At 61.1% G+C, this 16876-nt stretch carries 15 protein-coding genes; 6 read left to right on the top strand and 9 right to left on the bottom strand.

Annotation, left to right across the window (positions count from 1 at the left end):
- Positions 1 to 3 precede the first annotated feature (3 nt).
- Positions 4 to 1551 carry a sulfatase family protein gene (locus PV760_RS11120; protein WP_354627748.1) on the top strand — a complete coding sequence of 516 codons (1548 nt, stop codon included), beginning with the start codon at positions 4 to 6 and terminating at the stop codon, positions 1549 to 1551.
- A 431-nt stretch (positions 1552 to 1982) separates the two neighbouring features.
- On the opposite strand, the gene PV760_RS11125 is transcribed toward PV760_RS11120, so the two are convergent.
- The 3 genes from PV760_RS11125 to PV760_RS11135 all read right to left on the bottom strand — a co-directional run bounded on the left by PV760_RS11125 (position 1983) and on the right by PV760_RS11135 (position 4583).
- Positions 1983 to 2441, bottom strand: coding sequence for a hypothetical protein (locus PV760_RS11125; RefSeq protein WP_354627749.1), 459 nt, complete (start codon positions 2439 to 2441; stop codon positions 1983 to 1985).
- Positions 2442 to 2557: 116 nt separating this feature from the next.
- Positions 2558 to 3973: a mycothione reductase gene (mtr, locus tag PV760_RS11130; protein WP_354627750.1), complete on the bottom strand. Its 1416-nt coding sequence runs from the start codon at positions 3971 to 3973 to the stop codon at positions 2558 to 2560.
- Positions 3974 to 4082: 109 nt separating this feature from the next.
- Positions 4083 to 4583, bottom strand: coding sequence for a winged helix-turn-helix transcriptional regulator (locus PV760_RS11135; protein WP_354627751.1), 501 nt, complete (start codon positions 4581 to 4583; stop codon positions 4083 to 4085).
- Between the two features lie 139 nt (positions 4584 to 4722).
- Here PV760_RS11135 and PV760_RS11140 point away from each other — a divergent pair, with 139 nt between their 5' ends.
- The 4 genes from PV760_RS11140 to PV760_RS11155 all read left to right on the top strand — a co-directional run bounded on the left by PV760_RS11140 (position 4723) and on the right by PV760_RS11155 (position 8672).
- Complete coding sequence (locus PV760_RS11140; protein WP_354627752.1) at positions 4723 to 5073, top strand: hypothetical protein; 351 nt, start codon at positions 4723 to 4725, stop codon at positions 5071 to 5073.
- Between the two features lie 243 nt (positions 5074 to 5316).
- Positions 5317 to 5628: a putative quinol monooxygenase gene (locus PV760_RS11145; RefSeq protein ID WP_018778597.1), complete on the top strand. Its 312-nt coding sequence runs from the start codon at positions 5317 to 5319 to the stop codon at positions 5626 to 5628.
- 37 nt (positions 5629 to 5665) lie between these two features.
- Positions 5666 to 6301, top strand: coding sequence for a TMEM175 family protein (locus tag PV760_RS11150; RefSeq protein ID WP_275779156.1), 636 nt, complete (start codon positions 5666 to 5668; stop codon positions 6299 to 6301).
- Between the two features lie 148 nt (positions 6302 to 6449).
- Entirely contained in the window at positions 6450 to 8672 is a 2223-nt protein-coding gene (locus tag PV760_RS11155) for a catalase (RefSeq protein WP_354627753.1), read from the top strand.
- A 7-nt stretch (positions 8673 to 8679) separates the two neighbouring features.
- Here the strand turns inward: PV760_RS11155 and PV760_RS11160 are convergent, their stop codons facing one another.
- From PV760_RS11160 to PV760_RS11185, 6 genes are all read right to left on the bottom strand, one after another.
- Positions 8680 to 8919, bottom strand: coding sequence for a hypothetical protein (locus tag PV760_RS11160; RefSeq protein WP_354627754.1), 240 nt, complete (start codon positions 8917 to 8919; stop codon positions 8680 to 8682).
- Positions 8920 to 8979: 60 nt separating this feature from the next.
- Positions 8980 to 9174, bottom strand: coding sequence for a FliG C-terminal domain-containing protein (locus PV760_RS11165; RefSeq protein ID WP_354627755.1), 195 nt, complete (start codon positions 9172 to 9174; stop codon positions 8980 to 8982).
- A gap of 167 nt (positions 9175 to 9341) precedes the next feature.
- A complete protein-coding gene (locus PV760_RS11170; protein WP_354627756.1) occupies positions 9342 to 10430 on the bottom strand; it encodes a hypothetical protein in 1089 nt (362 codons plus the stop codon).
- 126 nt (positions 10431 to 10556) lie between these two features.
- Entirely contained in the window at positions 10557 to 12179 is a 1623-nt protein-coding gene (locus PV760_RS11175) for a PucR family transcriptional regulator (RefSeq protein WP_354627757.1), read from the bottom strand.
- Positions 12180 to 12469: 290 nt separating this feature from the next.
- On the bottom strand, positions 12470 to 14221 hold the full coding sequence (locus PV760_RS11180; protein ID WP_354627758.1) for an FAD-dependent oxidoreductase: 1752 nt from the start codon (positions 14219 to 14221) through the stop codon (positions 12470 to 12472).
- A gap of 24 nt (positions 14222 to 14245) precedes the next feature.
- Positions 14246 to 14509 carry a UBP-type zinc finger domain-containing protein gene (locus PV760_RS11185; RefSeq protein ID WP_082499814.1) on the bottom strand — a complete coding sequence of 88 codons (264 nt, stop codon included), beginning with the start codon at positions 14507 to 14509 and terminating at the stop codon, positions 14246 to 14248.
- Between the two features lie 466 nt (positions 14510 to 14975).
- Between PV760_RS11185 and dnaK the strand changes: the two genes are divergently transcribed.
- On the top strand, positions 14976 to 16874 hold the full coding sequence (dnaK, locus tag PV760_RS11190) for a molecular chaperone DnaK (RefSeq protein WP_354627759.1): 1899 nt from the start codon (positions 14976 to 14978) through the stop codon (positions 16872 to 16874).
- Positions 16875 to 16876: the final 2 nt, after the last annotated feature.

Consider the following 16876-nt stretch of genomic DNA (forward strand, 5'->3'; position numbering starts at 1 on the left):
CCGGTGACTGGAAACAAGCCCGATGTTGGAAACAACATCCTCTTCCTCATGACCGATCAGCAACGCATCGACACGCTGGGCTGCTACGGAAACACCAGCGGCCACACGCCGAACCTGGATGCCTTGGCAGCCCGCGGCACCGTGTTCGAACGTGCCTACACCCCGACCGCAATCTGCACGCCTGCCCGAGCATCCCTGCTGACCGGGCAGCACCCCTTCGAACACGGGCTGCTGTCCAACTACGAGTGGAACTCGGGCCACCGGGAAGAACTACCGGACGGCACACCCACCTTCGCCGACCAGCTGATCAAACAGGGATACAGGCTGGGGCACGTGGGCAAATGGCATGTGGGCCGACACCGCGGACCTGACTACTACGGCTTCGAAGGAGAGCATCTGGCCGGTGCCCTGAACACCTTCGACCACCCCGGGTATGTCTCCTGGCTTGAAGAGAAAGGCTTCCCCGGATTCCGGATCGTTGACCCCGTCTACACCACTCAGCGGGACGGCACGCAGGGCCACTTGATCGCCGGTGTCACGGATCAACCCACCGAGGCGACCTTTGAAGCATGGCTCGCGGACCAGACCATTGAAAAGCTGCGCGAGTTCGCCGTGGCGCGCGACGGAAGCACCGCCGTCGAGCCGTTCTTCCTGTCCTGCCACATCTTCGGCCCCCATCTGCCCTACCTGATACCCCGGCATTGGTACGACCTGGTGGATCCGGCGGGCATCGAGTTGCCCGGTTCCTTCGCGGAGACTTTTAATGGCAAACCCATGGTGCAGCAGACCTACGCCGAATACTGGTCCACGGAATCGTTCAGTACGGAGGAATGGAAGAAGCTCACTGCGGTCTACTGGGGCTACGTGTCCATGATCGACCATGAGGTGGGCCGGATCATGGCCGCCGTTGAGGAACTTGGACTGGCTGATTCCACCGTCACCATGTTCACTGCGGACCACGGAGAGTTCACCGGCGCGCACCGGATGAACGACAAGGGACCGGCCATGTACGAGGACATTTACCGGATTCCTGCCATCCTTGCCGCCCCCGGCCAGACGGTCCACCGCGAGAACAAGTTCATCTCCCTGCAGGACTTCACCGCTACGTTCATTGACATTGCAGACGGTGACTCCGGCGGCATCCGGGGTCGTTCCCTGATGCCAGCCACCGACGGCGGCCTGCCGGAAGACTGGCGGACCGAGATGGTGTGTGAATTCCACGGCCACCATTTCCCATACGCGCAGCGGATGATCCGGGACGTACGGTACAAGTACATCGCGAACCCCGAGGGCATCGATGAGTTCTACGACCTTGAAACCGACCCGGACGAACTCAACAATGCCATCGACGTGCCCGTCTACAAGGAAACCGTTAAAGACCTGCGGCTGCGCCTCTATAAGGAACTCATTAACCGTGGCGATCGCTTCTATCAATGGCTCGCCTTCGCAGGAGACATCAGCCCCGAGGACCGGCTCCGGCCCGAAACGGCCGTAGAGAGATTCATCTCCGCTTCGACCGACAACGAGCAACGCAACCCTGAAGAGGCGTGAGTTGGCCGTACGGGTCAGGTCCGAGGAGGAACCTTCCTTCAAGTTGTAGCAGGGCGTCCTTTGTCCAGTTCAAGGCGCCAGACCCACGGGCCCAAGCAGAGCAGGTTGGAAAGCGCCGAACGCCGTGGCCATCACCTTTGAAGTCAGAAGCACGCAACGCCAACAACCGTGTCCACCGTTTGAGGACACTGCTTGCGTCCGCGTGCTACGCGATCCCTCGGCGTCAGCGGGCTTCAATCCTGATGCCTGGCGCATACGGCCGGATCTGATTCACTGAGGTGCGCCTGGGACAATTGCAGTTGCTACCCCCGAGGCTGCCGACTTCGAAACCCGCAGGACGTTTGATGAATGGTATCGCCCGGATCTTCGGCGGCGAGCCTTGTTGGTTCGCGATCCGGTATTGCACTCGAAGGCGTCTGTACGCGGCCGAGTCAGGGCAGTCCGGTGCTGAGAGCGAACGGGAGCTGGTCGCCGGCAAGAGGAGTCCGGGGTACCGGTTTCCAGTTCGCGTGCGAAGGAGTCGGGCCACCTGGCCCCTGTTTTATGGGTGGATCCCAGGGAATAGGGTCCAGTGAGTCCATGGCGGCAATTTGCGTGGTCCCTCGGACAAATACGGTGATGCGAACCGATTTGACGCCGAGCCACAGGGGAACGGAACTTTCCGTTCCCGCGTCGAAGCGTTTGCCCGAGTTGTTTGCCGTACAGGCATCCTGGTTGGCCCGGTCAAGGCCCTCGACGATAAATTCGAGAGGGTCATGACCGGGCACTGACGAGAGGTCAACATCGAGGATGCTGAACCGCATTGCGGTATCGCAGGCTGCTCCGCAACTGTTTGTCATAGCAGCCGCCGGCAGTAACAGCCACAGCAGATGGACACCTCTGCGTTTCATGCCCCCACAATGCGTGCACGGCACGTTGTTCGGTCGGTGCTACCCCGTTGTGTCCCCGGAAGTGGGGAAACCGCATCCCGGCCGCCCGGCGCATCGAGGGAGAGCCGCGCGTGCGTCTACGTCTGGTCGAACGTCAGGCCGAGCAGGGCGTTTTCGGTGACCTCCGGTAGTGCGGGGTGGATCCAGTACTGCTTCGCGGCAAACTCGCGGACGTCGAGGTCGAAGGCCAGGACGGTGATCATTTGCTGGATCAGCGTTGAAGCCTGGGGGCCCATGTAGTGGGCGCCCAGGAGTTTGCCGGTGTCCTTGTCGGCGATGAGTTTGCAGATGCCGGTGGTGTCTTCCATTGCCCAGCCGTACGCGACGTCGCCGTAGGCCTGGATTTTGACTGTCACGTTGTGGCCCTTTTCGCGGGCCTGGGACTCGGTCATTCCGACGGTGGCGATCTGGGGGTGTGTGAAGGTAGCGGCAGGGACGTTGTCGTGCGGCATTTTCTGCAGGTTTCCCGGGTTCAGCAGGTTGTGGCGCACGGCGCGCATTTCGGCGTTGGCGACGTGTTTGAGCATGTAGGGGGAGGAGACGTCGCCGAGCGCCCATACACCTGCGGCGGAGGTCGACCGGCCATACTCATCTACTTTGATGCGCCCGCCGCCTATGGTCTCTATCCCGGCGGCGGACAGGTCCATCAGGTCTCCGTTGGGGGTACGTCCGGTCGCTACCAGAAGTACCTCCCCGGTGGCGGTTGAGCCGTCGTCGAGCCGTATGGTGATGCCGCGGTCATTCTGTTCGGCGCTGACGGTAGTCCGGCCGGCCCGGACATCGAAACGCTCTGCGGCGAGGTCGTTGAACGGGTCGTGCAGGTCGTCGTCGAGGTTCCGCAGGAGGGTGGAGCGGGCAATGATCGTGACATCCGTGCCGAGGGCATCAAAGATGTGGGCGAACTCCATGGCGATGTAGCCACCGCCGATGATGACCAAGGATTTAGGCAACTGCGGAAGCCGCATGATGTCTTCGCTGGTGTAGTAGTGAACGCCTGAGGCGGAGATGACGTCGGGGACGACGGGCCGGGAGCCTGCAGCGATGACGATCCGGTCACCGGAGATGGTCCTCTGGTGGGCCCCTTGGCCGGTGCGCAAGGTGCGTTCTCCGGTGAAAACGGCGTGTTGGTCGTAGACGTCCGTGTTCGGGCTCCGCTGGCTGCGCCGGTATTCCTCGCCAGCGACGGAGATGGGGTCTACGCGGTCCTCGAAAATGCGGCGGACGATGCCGGGCCAGTCCACGGAGTTGGCGGAGGCGTTAAGGCCCAGCCGTGCTGACTCGCGGGTCTCGAGTGCGGTGTCCGCTGTGTGCACGAACATTTTTGTTGGGATGCATCCGGCGTTCAGGCAGGTGCCTCCGAACGATGCTTCCTCGATGATCGCGATCGACTGGTCTTCGAAACCGGGCCCGGGTATGGAGTTCCCGGAGCCGGTGCCAATGATGACCAAGTCATAGTGGCGATCTACGGCGGGGCTGCTGGTGACGGTGTGCATGTGGTCCTTACTGCGGGTTTACTTCCACCCTAATGACCCCGACGCCAACAGGCCCTCATCAGCGGATGGCGGGACGGACCCGCAGCGACGGGGTCCGGCACTCGGTCGGCTAGTGCGAGCCATCGTTCGCTCTGGCCGAATACCGGGCCCGCATGGCAGGACTTGCCGCTGGCCCGGCCGTGAAGGCATGCGCCTGATCGTCCACGCGACGACCGCTCGTGCGGTCTACCAGGACGGGCTCGACTTCCATGCCGGTCTCGCTATCGACAAGGATCATGGCGCGTTCGGATGGGTCAAGGCGGGAGTTGCTCCATGCGGCCATCGCGACCAGCACCGGTCGGAGGGAGCGCCCCTTTTCGGTCAGGATGTACTCGTGCCGGGGCGGATTCGACTGGTAGGGCCGCTTTTCAAGCAGTCCTTGTTCCACGAGCACACGAAGTCGGCTGGTCAGCATGCTGGATGACAAGCCGATGTTCTCTTGGAACTGATCGAAACGGCTGTAGCCGTCGAAGCAGTCATGCAGAATGAGCATCGTCCACCACTCGCCCACATAGCCCAATGCTGTCGAGAGCGGGCACTCCCTGTCTTCGAGTCGGATCTTGCCACCCATTGCGGACACCTCCCTGGTTACTGCTATTCTAGCACTTAGTTGCTGCTAAATTAGAAGTTACTAAATCCGGCCTGAGCGGCGGGGGCACATCCCGCCACGAGGCGCCACCCACGTCACCGAACCCACGGAGTAAACCTTCATGACAAAAGAAATCCTGCTCTCAGACCTTCCCTCACCCATCACTACTTACCTGGATCGATCCCAGGGAATTGAGCGGAAAGCTGCCATAGACACGTTCGACGACGATGCCTTGGTTGTCGACGACGGCCGCCGGTACCGCGGCACTTCCGAAATCGTGCGATGGCTGGACCGGGTCGTATCCGAATTTGAATACACGACCACGTTTCTTGGGGCCAACAGTGATGGCCGGACCATAACTGTCGTCAACCGCCTTGAAGGGACATTCCCCGGGGGAATCGTCGAACTCAAGTACCGGTTTGTGCTCAATAAGCAAAATGACGCAATCAGCGAGTTGACCATCGCACCTTAGGAGCGCGTGGACAAGCGGCGAACCCAAGGCGGGTCCAGATTTTCAGAATGGATCATCTCTTGTGGTGGCCAGAGATCACTGGGAGACTGGGCAGTGCGTCGCGCCGCTCCCTCTGAGGGTTGAGGAGGTGCCACGAGGCCAGTTCGGTCCGCATCATCTTCGCCGCAGTACCGTTCCAGGGAGGCTCCGCATGAAAACTGTCGTGCATTATGGAATCCGTCAGATCGCGGTGGGGGAGGAAGCATGATTTCCGTCGCGTTATCTGTGATTTTGACGGCGAAGCCCGGCAAGGAAAAGGATGTTGCCGAGTTCCTCCGCAGCGCGCGTTCGGTCGTTGAACAGGAACAAGGTACGCGTGCCTGGTTTGCCCTCCAGTTCGACGAATCGACTTTCGGCGTCTTCGACGTGTTTCCCGATGACGACGCCCGCCAGACCCACCTCTCCGGGGGTGTAGGGCAAGCCCTGGCCGCTCAGGGAGCTGAGCTGTTCAGCGCGGAACCGAACATTCAGAATGTCGACGTGCTCGCTTACAAATTGCCCGGCGAAAGCGGATAAAGAGCTCCAACGTCATGCACAGGCTTGGCAGCGGGCAATGACACGTTCGGACACAAGACGTGCCGAGGCGTTCAGCGACGCCGTCATCGCGATCGTTATCACGCTACTGGTACTTGAGCTCACGCCACCGGAGACCGAACCCGGGGAACTGCTGGCCGGATTGCTCGGTCAATGGCCGACATACCTGGCCTACGCGGCCTCCTACAGCTATTTGGCCGTTATCTGGCTCAACCACAAATCTGCCTTCTCCCGTATCCGGCAGATGGACATCGGCCTGCAGTGGGCCAACCTGGGCATCCTCGCCACCCTCGCACTCTTGCCTTGGCCGACAGCCGTGATCATCGATACAGCCAAGACAGGCAATCTGGCCGACGAGCGGGTTGCGGTCGCGCTGTACGCGATCGTCGGGGCCCTGCTGTGCCTGTCATGGCTGGTCTTCTTCTCGCACTTGGCGAGGCATCCCGAGCTCACCGAGGAAGAGGTGGAGGATTCCTACTTCGTACGCGAGCGCCCGCGCGCCCTTGCCGGTGTCGTGCTGTACCTCGGTGCCGGAGCGGCAGGTGTCCTCGTTCATCCGCTCGTCGCATCAGTGATCTTCGTGGTTCTGCCCATCTTCTACGGGCTCACCAGTCACGGGTTAGACCACAGGCCTGCTTTTCTCCGTGGTCTCTAATCCGTTGCTGTTATCCAGTTCCGGCCGCTCTCTTTGGCTCACCTGACGTTGCAAGCATGATCTCCGGCCTCTAGGGTACTAAGGAGGCTTACCTTTTTTGGTTGAGTGCAGTAATCGATTTGCCGATCAACATCGAGGAGAACGCGCAGTGCCAGTTGAGGACAACATCAAGATTCCAGGAGCTCCATCGATTGAGAGACCGGCTCTGGATGAGCCGACAGCGGCCCGTGAGCCGTTGTCGCCAAAGCCTGATCAGCAGGGCCCGGAGGCCGTGTCACCTACAGGAAGCCCCACCGGCGCCCCCGCAAACTCGCGTGCCCAGTCCGGCCAGTACCTGACAACGGCCCAGGGTCTAAGGCTCGGCGATACAGACCATTCCCTGAAGGCCGGACCGCGGGGCCCGATTTTGCTGCAGGACCATCACCTGCGTGAGAAGATCACCCACTTTGATCACGAGAGAATTCCCGAGCGTGTGGTTCACGCCCGGGGAGCCGGGGCGCACGGAACGTTCCGCTCTTACGGCACGGCTTCGAAAATCACCAAAGCAGGGTTCCTTGCGCCCGATGTGGAAACGCCCGTGTTCGTGAGGTTTTCCACTGTTCTGGGATCCAGGGGGTCCGCTGATGCGGTCCGTGACACGCGTGGTTTCTCCACCAAGTTCTACACGGATGAGGGTACCTACGACCTGGTAGGGAATAACATTCCTGTCTTCTTCATCCAGGACGGCATCAAGTTCCCGGACATCATCCACGCGGGGAAACCGCATCCGGACAGGGAAATCCCGCAAGCCCAGAGTGCACACGACACGTTCTGGGATTTCGTTTCGTTGCACACCGAGGCGCAAGCCCACACGATGTGGAATATGTCCGACCGCGGAATTCCCCGTTCCTACCGAACAATGGAAGGGTTCGGCGTCCATACATTCCGGTTGGTGGATGCTGCAGGTAAGACCACACTGGTGAAATTCCACTGGAAGCCGAAGCTGGGTGTTCACTCTTTGGTGTGGGAGGAGGCCCAGATTATCAACGGCATGGATCCCGATTTCCACCGTCGTGATCTGGCCGATGCGATCGAATCAGGTGCTTACCCGGAGTGGGAGCTTGGCATCCAGACGTTCCCGGACACTGAAGATCAAATGTTCGAAGGTATCGACCTCCTGGATCCCACCAAGTTCATCCCTGAGGAACTGGCTCCCGTTCAGCCGATCGGGCTGATGACGCTGAACGCCAACCCGACCAACTACTTTGCCGAGACCGAGCAGGTAGCCTTCCACCCGGGACATCTCGTCCCAGGCATCGATGTCACTAATGATCCGCTGCTGCAGGTTCGGCTGTTCTCCTACCTGGACACGCAGATTTCGCGGCTCGGTGGACCGAATTTCGCCCAAATTCCCATCAATCGTCCCCACGCCCCGGTCAATGACATGCTGCGGGACGGTATGCACCAGACTGCCGTGCACGGGGGAGTGGCCCCTTACCATCCGAATTCCCTTGATGGTGGCTGCCCCTTTATGGCCGGGCAGGACGTTGGAGCCTTTGTGGATGTCCCTGAGGAAATCGCGGCAGGAATCAAGGAACGGAGAAACCCGGCGTCGTTCGATGACCACTTCAGCCAGGCCAGGCTGTTCTTCCGCAGTTTGACTCCGGTGGAGCAGGACCACGTGATCCAGGCCTACACATTTGAGCTTGGCAAGTGCTATGAAGAAGCGATCCGGGAACGGCAACTCATGGCGCTGGCCAATATTGACGCCGGACTTTGCGCTGCCGTCGCCAAGGGCCTCGGGATGCCCGCTCCGGCGGCCACCGTTGACACACCGGACGCGGAGCCCAGCCCTGCCGTGTCCCAGATTGGTGGGAAGTGGCCTGTTGCGGGTCGCGTCGTGGGCATCATCGCGGACAGTGAAAGCGACCTGTCCTTGGTGGCCGCGGCACGCGAGGCGGTTTATGCGGCAGGCATGGTCCCCCTGGTCATTGCGCCGTCCGGTGGCGTGCTTGAGCCGGAGCATGGTCCCTCGGTGACAGTCCAAAGGAGCTACCTCACCGCGCGCTCCACCGAATTCGACGCAATTGTTGTGGCTGGTGGAGGCATTCCAGCAGCCGATGCCATTCCGGGCCGCGATGCCAAGGCTGGTGAACCGGGTGTGACCCTTGATCCGCGCGTGGTTCTCATGGTTTCTGAAGCTTTCCGTCATGGCAAAGCCATTGGTGCCTGGGGTCCGGGTGCTGCTGTTCTGGACGCTGCCGGCATCCTTCAAGATGCCCCCGGGATCACCAGTGGTGAAGGTCCGGATACGGTGATTCCGGTGGTCCGGGAACTGCTTTCTGCACACCGGGCGTGGGAACGGTTCCCGGCGGCAGGGTCAGCTTCGTAGCATTTCCTTAGAACGCTATTAAGTTCGACGGCGGTGGGTTGCCCATGCGGGCCAGCCCGCCGCCGTCGTAATTTCCTGGGTGACGTTTGCCGGTGGAGTGACTGTTCTTCTGTGTCGTCCGGGGCATGGTGCTGGGCGGAGCAGATCCGTCGACGAGATCGTCATCCTCAGCGCGCCGGATGACCATGGTTCGAGCTGCGGTTTCTTCGCGGAGGGAACGAATGATCCGGGCCTGTGCCTCTTCCACTTGTGACGCCCGGACGGGGCCGGCGGCGACCATTTGAAAGGCCGGAATTCCCTATTTCGATCAGAGATTTTGATCAGAGATATTGTTGCGGACCGTTTCGAGGACCACGCCCGGAGCGCCTTTGAGGGCGATACCTAGGATCGCGGGACTGACGCCTCGCAGAAGCCGCTGAATGTCGCCCCGTTCGAGCCTGACGATGTTCTTGAATGTCAGCGTTTGAGCGCGTACGTCGCCTGCGAGTTCAGCGTCAAGCACTTCCACGCCTTCCAAAACCGTGCGCTCTGTCTTTGACCGGCAGGGAAAGAACAAAGAACCTGACTGTCCCAGACGCGACGGACTCCCCGCGTCCCTGGGGCGGTTCGTGATCATGATGTTGGAGTGGTTGGCCGACAGCAAATTCTACCTGTGGCCGATAGGGAGGGTTATTCGCCGTCGGCGACTGACTGGCGACGGTGACGTTCCCGCTGACCGTACGCGGCCCGAAGAATGTCGTCCTTTGACTCGAATCCCGAGCCCAACGCCCCACCGATAAGAGCCGCCGAAGTGGTCATCCACGCGACTTCGGCGAAGTCCCAAACGGTCACTGGGTGTTGCAGGGTTACCGCCAACAGGGTGTTATCGATGGTGAACGCCGCGGCCAGCAGCACAGCCACGAACAGTAGGAAGTAGCTGATCACGACGCCGATCACCAGGGACCACACCGTAGAGATGTTGTATAAGGAAGCCTTGTATCGTTCGAGGGAATCGTCGCGTTTGGCGCTTTCCCACAGATCGTGCTGGACGATAATCCAGAACACCATCGAACTGATGGAAAGTGCCATCAACAACGTCAGTCTCGTCGCCCCGAGCAGGTCTGCGAGCTGCCAGATAGTGTTCGTGACAAGGGCGAAAGCGCCGGTGGCAATGGCGGCGGCCATCGCGCTTCTCAGGCCGAAGACGAGCCGCCATGGACGGTTCGCCCGCAGCATGCCCGCCAGTAGTCGTCCCCGGCCGAGACGGGTTGCTGAGACGTAGCGGAACCCAATGGGCCCTTGGTCGGGAACGGTGGTCTCGATATGCCTAGATTTGTGCAACGAGAGTGGACCGAATTCCACCGCTTCATCCTCGGGATCGAAAGGACGGTGCATCGCCCAGCTGAGATCCGCGACGGCGGTGCGGACCCGGCGGTCGATGTTGACGGCACCGAGAGCGGGCACGGAGACAAGGGAGATCTGCTCGCCTAGCGCAACCTCCGCGACCACAGTCCGGCCATCCATCCGTATTGGAAGGTCGGTGAGGCAAACCATAACGTCCCATGCGCGGAGGTTCCTATGTTTCGCCAAGGAACCCAACATGGGCTCCAACCCGTTGCCGGCAGTAAAATCCTGGTACTCAATCACCACTGACCAGACGTGCCGCTCATCGGCGAGGTTGAGCAGATCGCGTACTTCGCGCCCGTTGCGATCGGCAAATTCGGCGGTGACCTCGGGTTCGGCGAGCACGCCTAGAGTACGGGCATTAGTAGGGTTCATATCGAAAGTATGTTCCGGCACGCGCTTGCCTCCTGTTGTTCAACGTTCATAACGAGTGAAGCCGGTTCCCGGGACGCATCCCCGCATGGTCAACCAGTGGCGCGCTCACTGCGGCCCCGGCCTGACTTAGGCACCGCTATGGAGGTGGAACAAGGCACCGTGCGGACGAAGGCGCCAAGCCCGCGTTGCTACGTGCAGATTCAGGCGGGTCTCGGGATGGGCAAGATCGAAGCCGGTGATCTGCCGGATGGAATTCAAACGATAGCGCAGAGTGCTTCGATGGATGGCCAGGCTTTCGGCCGTCTTGTCGTAGTTGCCGCCGTGGTCAAGGTATTGGGCCAAAGTTTGGACCAGGTCCGACCCTCGGCTCTCGTCCGAACGCTGAAGGTCACCCAGCCACTCGTCGAGATAACCGACCAGGTCCGGTTCGCTCCCAGCGGTGTCCAGGATCCGGTAGATCCCGAGTTCATCAAAGCGGGTGGCCCCATAGCAATCACTTGAAGTGGTTCGAATGTGCAGTGCGTGCAAGGCTTCCGAGAAGGAACGCGGAATTTGGTCGACATCCAGGCTGGGACCACCGATGCCCACGGAGCCGGTGGCACTTCGCAGGGTTTTGGCAAGGACGGAATACACTTCGGCACCCAACGGATCTCCACGTACCACCGCAACAGCCATGTCCGAACGCCCTGATACAAGTGCGGAGGAGCGGAGTTTCTGAAACGTCCGTCGCATAGCGTCTACCACCGTGTCATCAGTTCTTGGCGGCTCCCACACCGCCACCACGACGTGCTGCGGACCACTGATGTCATATCCCAGCGCCGCGGTACGGACGACCGCTGTTGCGGCGGCCATTCCGGATACGAGTTCGTCCACGAGGTCCCGCCCCAGCTTCAGCTCCAGCAAGGCAAGAGCGCGGCGGTGCGACAACTCTGCTTCCAAGAGCCGCGTTGCGTACTTCAACGCGAAGACATTGGCGGCCGTGACCGGGAGGTCGGTTTCCAACATGCAGACAGCTCCCAGCACCTCTCCGTGCGAGAGGGCGAGGGCGACGAGCCTTCGCTGTTCGCTGACTGGCAACCCCGAGGAAATCCAAAGTTGGGCCGTGCGTAATCTGGCCGCTGCGGGCAGCTTCGGGTACGGGGGAGTCGAGCCGATGCCAGCCTCCGCACTGACATTCCCGAAGGCATCCTCGATGTAGATGGGCCGGCCTGTCAGCCGTGAAAGGACCTTGGCCAGCAGCCCCTCCCTGGTTTCATTTGTCCCGAGGTCGCCGGTTGCGCCCTGGTCCAAAGCCTCCCGGATACTGTCGTGTTCTTCCAGCTCAAGGATTCGCGCCGACAGGGACCGGAGTCGCTGGTCCACGCCGTCACTGCGGTGTGGTTGACCGGGAGTGTCCTGGGGAAGTTCTGGGGTGCGAGCTGCTTCCACGACCCCTGCAACTGCCCGGAGCTGTGTCAGCTGGGGGATGTCCGGCGGGTTGTCGGCGGACAGGACCAGGCACCCATTCAGTTCGCCGCCGCTGGTTGTGAACAGCGCATAGAGCCAGCCAGGCCTGGCGCCCGGGAGCACCGAGCTCTTGCCGTTGAGGCGTCGGACGTCCTGATCCTGCGGTGATGCCGCGCGTGCCAGGACGGGGTTCAACTGGCCATTCACCGCAAGGTACCGGTCCTGGATCTCACAAAACGAAAATTCGGATACCGCCTGCGTGGCCGTGTTGAGGAATTCCTCTGCCGCACGTTGGTCGATCATGTGAATCCTCGCTTCGTCCAATGGAGGCTTGCTGGATACAAGACCGGGCAGAACTGTTGCTCTAAGTGATCACGACCCGGCCAGGCCGCATGCCTCCATCACGGGGAACAATGAATCGACTATCTTGGGGCATTCGGTACGCCTTCCTGCAGATGAGCCTCCACGCGTTACCCAACGCCGTATTTGGCCAACATGCCGTCTTTCATTCACTTCCCCATACGGCAGGCTTGAAATCGGCATCCTTGAACCCAACCTACGCCCGTAGCCCGCCGTTGTTAAGCTGTTGTGGTCTATGTGCGATCTGCGGTTAGTGGTTCAGCGTCCGACGACGGCCCGAACCGGAGGCTGCGCAGGTGCTCATGGATCATTGCGACGGCTGTCGAGCCTTCGCCGGCAGCAGCTGTTACGCGTTTCACCGATCCGTGTCGAACGTCCCCCACCGCGAACATCCCCGGGACGCTGGTTTCCAGAGGCAGTCTTCTGCGTCCCGGATGGCTGAACTCAGGAGGGAACTCCCCGAGGTCAGCTCCGGTAAGAATGAAGCCATGGTCATCCAGCGCGAGCGTACCCTGCAGCCATTCTGTGTGCGGCGTGGCCCCGATGAAAATGAAGAGGTAGCGGGAGTCGAAGATACGTTGTTCACCCGTAGCCCGCAGGTCGACGACGATCCGTTCAAGCGCGCCTGAACCACTGACGCCCACGATGGTGGCCCCCAACAGTACCGTTATGGCGGGTTGCTCTTCGATGCGTTCGGCGAGGTACCGCGACATATCCGCGCGGAGGTCCGCCCCGCGCACTACCAGTAGTACTGCTGCTCCGGTGCCGGCCAGGAAAAGCGCGGCCTGCCCGGCGGAGTTTCCCCCGCCGACGACGGTCACTGGCTGCGATCCGCAGAGCCTGGCTTCGTGGACAGTTGCCGCGTAGAAGACGCTGTTTCCTTCCAGCTCCTCCAGCCCAGGGATTGGTAGCCTGCGGTACCGGACCCCGGTCGCCAGTAGCGTTGCCCGCGAGAAGGCAGGGCCGCTGCCGTTAAAATCCGCGCGGAACCCGCCATCCCTCAACTCAATGGTGCGTGCCCAGCAAGCGACATTGATCTGGACCCCGAACTTGCGGGCCTGAAGGATCGCCCTTTCCGTGAGCTCTCCGCCGGAGATGCCGGCGGGGAAACCGAGAAAGTTTTCGATCCGCGGCGATGTACCGGCCTGCCCGCCCAGCCCGACGCCCTCTTTGAGGACAACGGACAATCCGTCGGACGCTGCGTAGACGGCGGCCGCCAGGCCGGCCGGACCAGCCCCGAGCACCATGAGATCGTAGATGGTCGAATGTTCTTTGACAGCTCGCAGGCCCGTGGCGAGTGCCAGGTCCGCATTTGAGGGGTTCCTGAGAATTTGCGAAGCATTCAGCACCACGGCGGGAAGGTCAGCTGCGAGGATATCGGCCCTGTCCACGATGGCCTGTGCCTGGGGGTCGTGCTCCAGATCAACCAGCCGGTGAGGCAAGCGATTGGATGCTGAAAACTCGAGGAGGCGAAGTGTGTCCCGGCTGAAGCGGGAGCCCACAATCCGGATCCCCGCGCCAGCGCCGATCAGCAGGATTCGGCGCTGAAGATACGCACGCAGGATGGTCTCGCCCACCGCGGCGTCAGTCAGAACGACACGGCGCAGATCATCCCCGCTGATTTGGAGCACCTTGGAACCTTCGGCTGACACGCTGCTGACAAAAGCCGGTTGCCCCTCGACCAGGCCCAATTCACCGAGGAACCGCCCCGGACCGTGGACTTCGAGGATTCGGGTGTCCGGCCCCAGCTCCGCGGGTTGTTCGCTGCGAACGTCAGGCAGCCCTTCCACGACCAGCACCGTGCCCTGCAGAATGACGAAGAAACATCCGCCGGTGTCGCCCTCGTGCGTGAGGACTTCTCCCGCGGTTGTTGCCCTGATTGTCCCTACGCGCTCCAGCAATTCGATCTCGGCTTTGCTCAGACGCGGATAGGCGCCGGAGACATCCGGTGTTTCGGCCGGCGAAGAGTCTGTAAAAGGCTGCATCAGCTGAGGGCGTCCGTCGATTTCTTAGACGAACGCCTCATGGGGATAGCACCAACGCCAGTTTTCGCCGGGCTCCAAGGAAAGAACGATTGGATGTAACTCGGTGGCGTGGGCCCGGGCATGGCGCATGGGTGAGGAATCACAGCAACCCACATGGCCGCAGGACAGACATAGTCGCAAGTGAACCCAGGGAGTACCCAGTATTAGACATTCCTCGCAGCCTTGCGGTGTGCGCACTGTGACCGGATGAATCTGCGCGAGGTGCGGGTCGGGAATCAGTGTACTCATTCGGGCTCCTATGTTGGTTCATCCATGGAGCCGACCCGGCCGTGACAGCGAACATTGATGTTATGTCAGCACGGACCAATGATGTGGCTACCATCCGGCCCGGCGAGCGGGGTGCACCTGATATAGCCCAGTACTAGACCCGGCTCAGCTGCCTGTCAAGTGGTTCACGCGCTCGCGGCCCTCACGTGCTCCGGCTATGAGGTGGACGCTCCTCAACGATTACAGCGCCCTCGACTTCACGCCCGTGGACTCTCCGCATGACAGGTTGATCGCTGGAGTATTTCTGACCTCACAGGGCCATGCGGCGCTCCCGTCCAGGGGGCAGACTCAACCTCATAAGACTGCATGAGAAAGTCATGGACACCCTTGAGTTTTTAGCTCAGCGGCACCGGCGTTCGTCTTGCGGTGCAACCTCGGGCGGACGTCGCCGCAGGGCCGGTCGCGTTCTCCAGGACCGGAGTCAGTCATGGGCAAGGCAGTAGGAATTGATCTCGGAACAACCAACTCGGTGATTGCTGTCTGGGAAGGTGGGGAGGCACGCGTCATTCCCAACGCGGAAGGGGCGCGGACAACCCCGTCAGTTGTGGCTTACACCGACAGCGGGGAACGGCTTGTGGGGCAACTGGCCCGCCGGCAGGCGATCCTCAACCCCAAGGCAACCATCACGTCGGCCAAGCGATTTATCGGCCGTCACAATGATGAGATCACTGATGAGGCCAAGGCAGTGAGTTTCGACGTCGTGGCGGACGACAACGGTGTGGCGCGTTTTCAGGTGCAGGGTAAGAAGGTGGCACCGGAGGAAGTGAGTGCGCTGGTTCTGCGTAAGCTGGTGGACGACGCCGCGAAGCAACTGGGCGAGAAGATAACGGAAGCAGTTATTACCGTTCCTGCGTACTTCAACGATGCACAGCGCACCGCCACCAAGGACGCTGGCAGAATCGCGGGGTTGGAAGTCCTGCGGATTATTAATGAACCTACCGCGGCCGCCCTGGCCTATGGCATCGACAAACGTCAGCATGAGACGGTTCTGGTTTTCGACCTGGGCGGAGGAACCTTTGACGTTAGCCTGCTGGACGTCGGCGACGGCGTTGTGGAGGTCCGTTCGACGGCGGGCGACACGCACCTTGGCGGGGACGATTTCGACCGTCGCCTTGTTGACTACTTGGCTGATGACTTCCAGAAGCAGGAGGGCATTGACCTGCGTGCGGATGCGCAGGCCTTGCAACGCCTGTTCGAAGCGGCCGAGAAAGCGAAGGTCGAGCTGAGTTCTGTGACCCAGACGCAGGTCAGCCTCCCCTTCGTCACTGCGGACGCGGCGGGGCCCAAGCATCTGACCACCACTGTTCGGCGTTCTGTTTTTGAAGACATTACCCATGACCTGGTGGAACGGACCATGGATCCGGTCAAACAGGCGATGACGGATGCCAAGGTTACCGCCAACGACATCGATGAAGTGATTTTGGTGGGCGGCTCCACCCGTATTCCAGCGGTACAAAATGTGGTCCGGCGCCTGACCGGTGGAAAAGATCCGAACATGAGCGTCAATCCGGACGAAGTCGTGGCCATCGGTGCGGCGATCCAGGCCGGAGTTCTTAAGGGCGAAGTCTCGGATGTCTTGCTGTTGGATGTTGTGCCGCTGTCCCTGGGAGTCGAGACCCGCGGCGGTGTCATGACAAAGATCATCGAGCGCAACACGACCATCCCCGCACGGCGAAGCGAAGTGTTCTCCACCGCCGAAGACAACCAGCCCGCTGTGGACGTCGTGGTCCTGCAGGGGGAGCGGGAACTGGCTGCGGATAATCGGGTTTTGGGTCGATTCCAGCTAACCGATATCCGGCCGGCGCCTCGCGGCGAACCGCAGGTTGAGGTCACGTTCGACGTCGACGCAAACGGCATTCTCAACGTCACAGCCCGCGATAAAGACACCGGCAAGGAACAAGGGATCACGATCAGTGAAGGTTCCAACCTCGACGCCAAGGAAGTCGAACGAATGATTGCCGAGGCCGAGTCCCACAGGAGCGAGGATGTGCAGAATCGGGAGCGCATTGACACCCTGAATGAACTCGACGCGGTGGCGTATCGGGTTGAGCGGGCCGTCAATGAACTTGGTGATGCTGTCCCGGTGCACGACAAGGCCCGGGCTGAACTACTGGTTGGTCAGGCGCGGGAGGCCGTCAGCAACCAGGCGGACGTTGGCGCGGCGAGGGAACTGATTTCCGAGCTCCAGCAGCTGCAGTCGGCCTTGAGTGCCTCGGCAGCGTCAGCGGCCAGTGCAGGGCCGGGCGCGGGACCCGTGTCTCAGCCCGGGACTTCTGACAGTGTGGATGACGATGACATTGTCGATGCAGAATTCGATCGTGGCTAGGT

Source organism: Paenarthrobacter sp. CC6, from assembly GCF_040560085.1.
Classification (GTDB): domain Bacteria; phylum Actinomycetota; class Actinomycetes; order Actinomycetales; family Micrococcaceae; genus Arthrobacter; species Arthrobacter nicotinovorans.

What these genes read in the sequence shown, in the direction of transcription:
- dnaK (WP_354627759.1), top strand. Translation starts at nt 14,976, where the DNA reads ATGGGCAAGGCAGTAGGAATTGATCTCGGAACAACCAACTCGGTGATT.
- PV760_RS11150 (WP_275779156.1), top strand. Translation starts at nt 5,666, where the DNA reads ATGACACGTTCGGACACAAGACGTGCCGAGGCGTTCAGCGACGCCGTC.
- PV760_RS11135 (WP_354627751.1), bottom strand. Translation starts at nt 4,583, where the DNA reads ATGGGTGGCAAGATCCGACTCGAAGACAGGGAGTGCCCGCTCTCGACA.
- PV760_RS11145 (WP_018778597.1), top strand. Translation starts at nt 5,317, where the DNA reads ATGATTTCCGTCGCGTTATCTGTGATTTTGACGGCGAAGCCCGGCAAG.
- PV760_RS11140 (WP_354627752.1), top strand. Translation starts at nt 4,723, where the DNA reads ATGACAAAAGAAATCCTGCTCTCAGACCTTCCCTCACCCATCACTACT.
- PV760_RS11185 (WP_082499814.1), bottom strand. Translation starts at nt 14,509, where the DNA reads ATGAGTACACTGATTCCCGACCCGCACCTCGCGCAGATTCATCCGGTC.
- PV760_RS11175 (WP_354627757.1), bottom strand. Translation starts at nt 12,179, where the DNA reads ATGATCGACCAACGTGCGGCAGAGGAATTCCTCAACACGGCCACGCAG.
- PV760_RS11180 (WP_354627758.1), bottom strand. Translation starts at nt 14,221, where the DNA reads ATGCAGCCTTTTACAGACTCTTCGCCGGCCGAAACACCGGATGTCTCC.
- PV760_RS11125 (WP_354627749.1), bottom strand. Translation starts at nt 2,441, where the DNA reads ATGAAACGCAGAGGTGTCCATCTGCTGTGGCTGTTACTGCCGGCGGCT.
- mtr (WP_354627750.1), bottom strand. Translation starts at nt 3,973, where the DNA reads ATGCACACCGTCACCAGCAGCCCCGCCGTAGATCGCCACTATGACTTG.
- PV760_RS11170 (WP_354627756.1), bottom strand. Translation starts at nt 10,430, where the DNA reads ATGAACCCTACTAATGCCCGTACTCTAGGCGTGCTCGCCGAACCCGAG.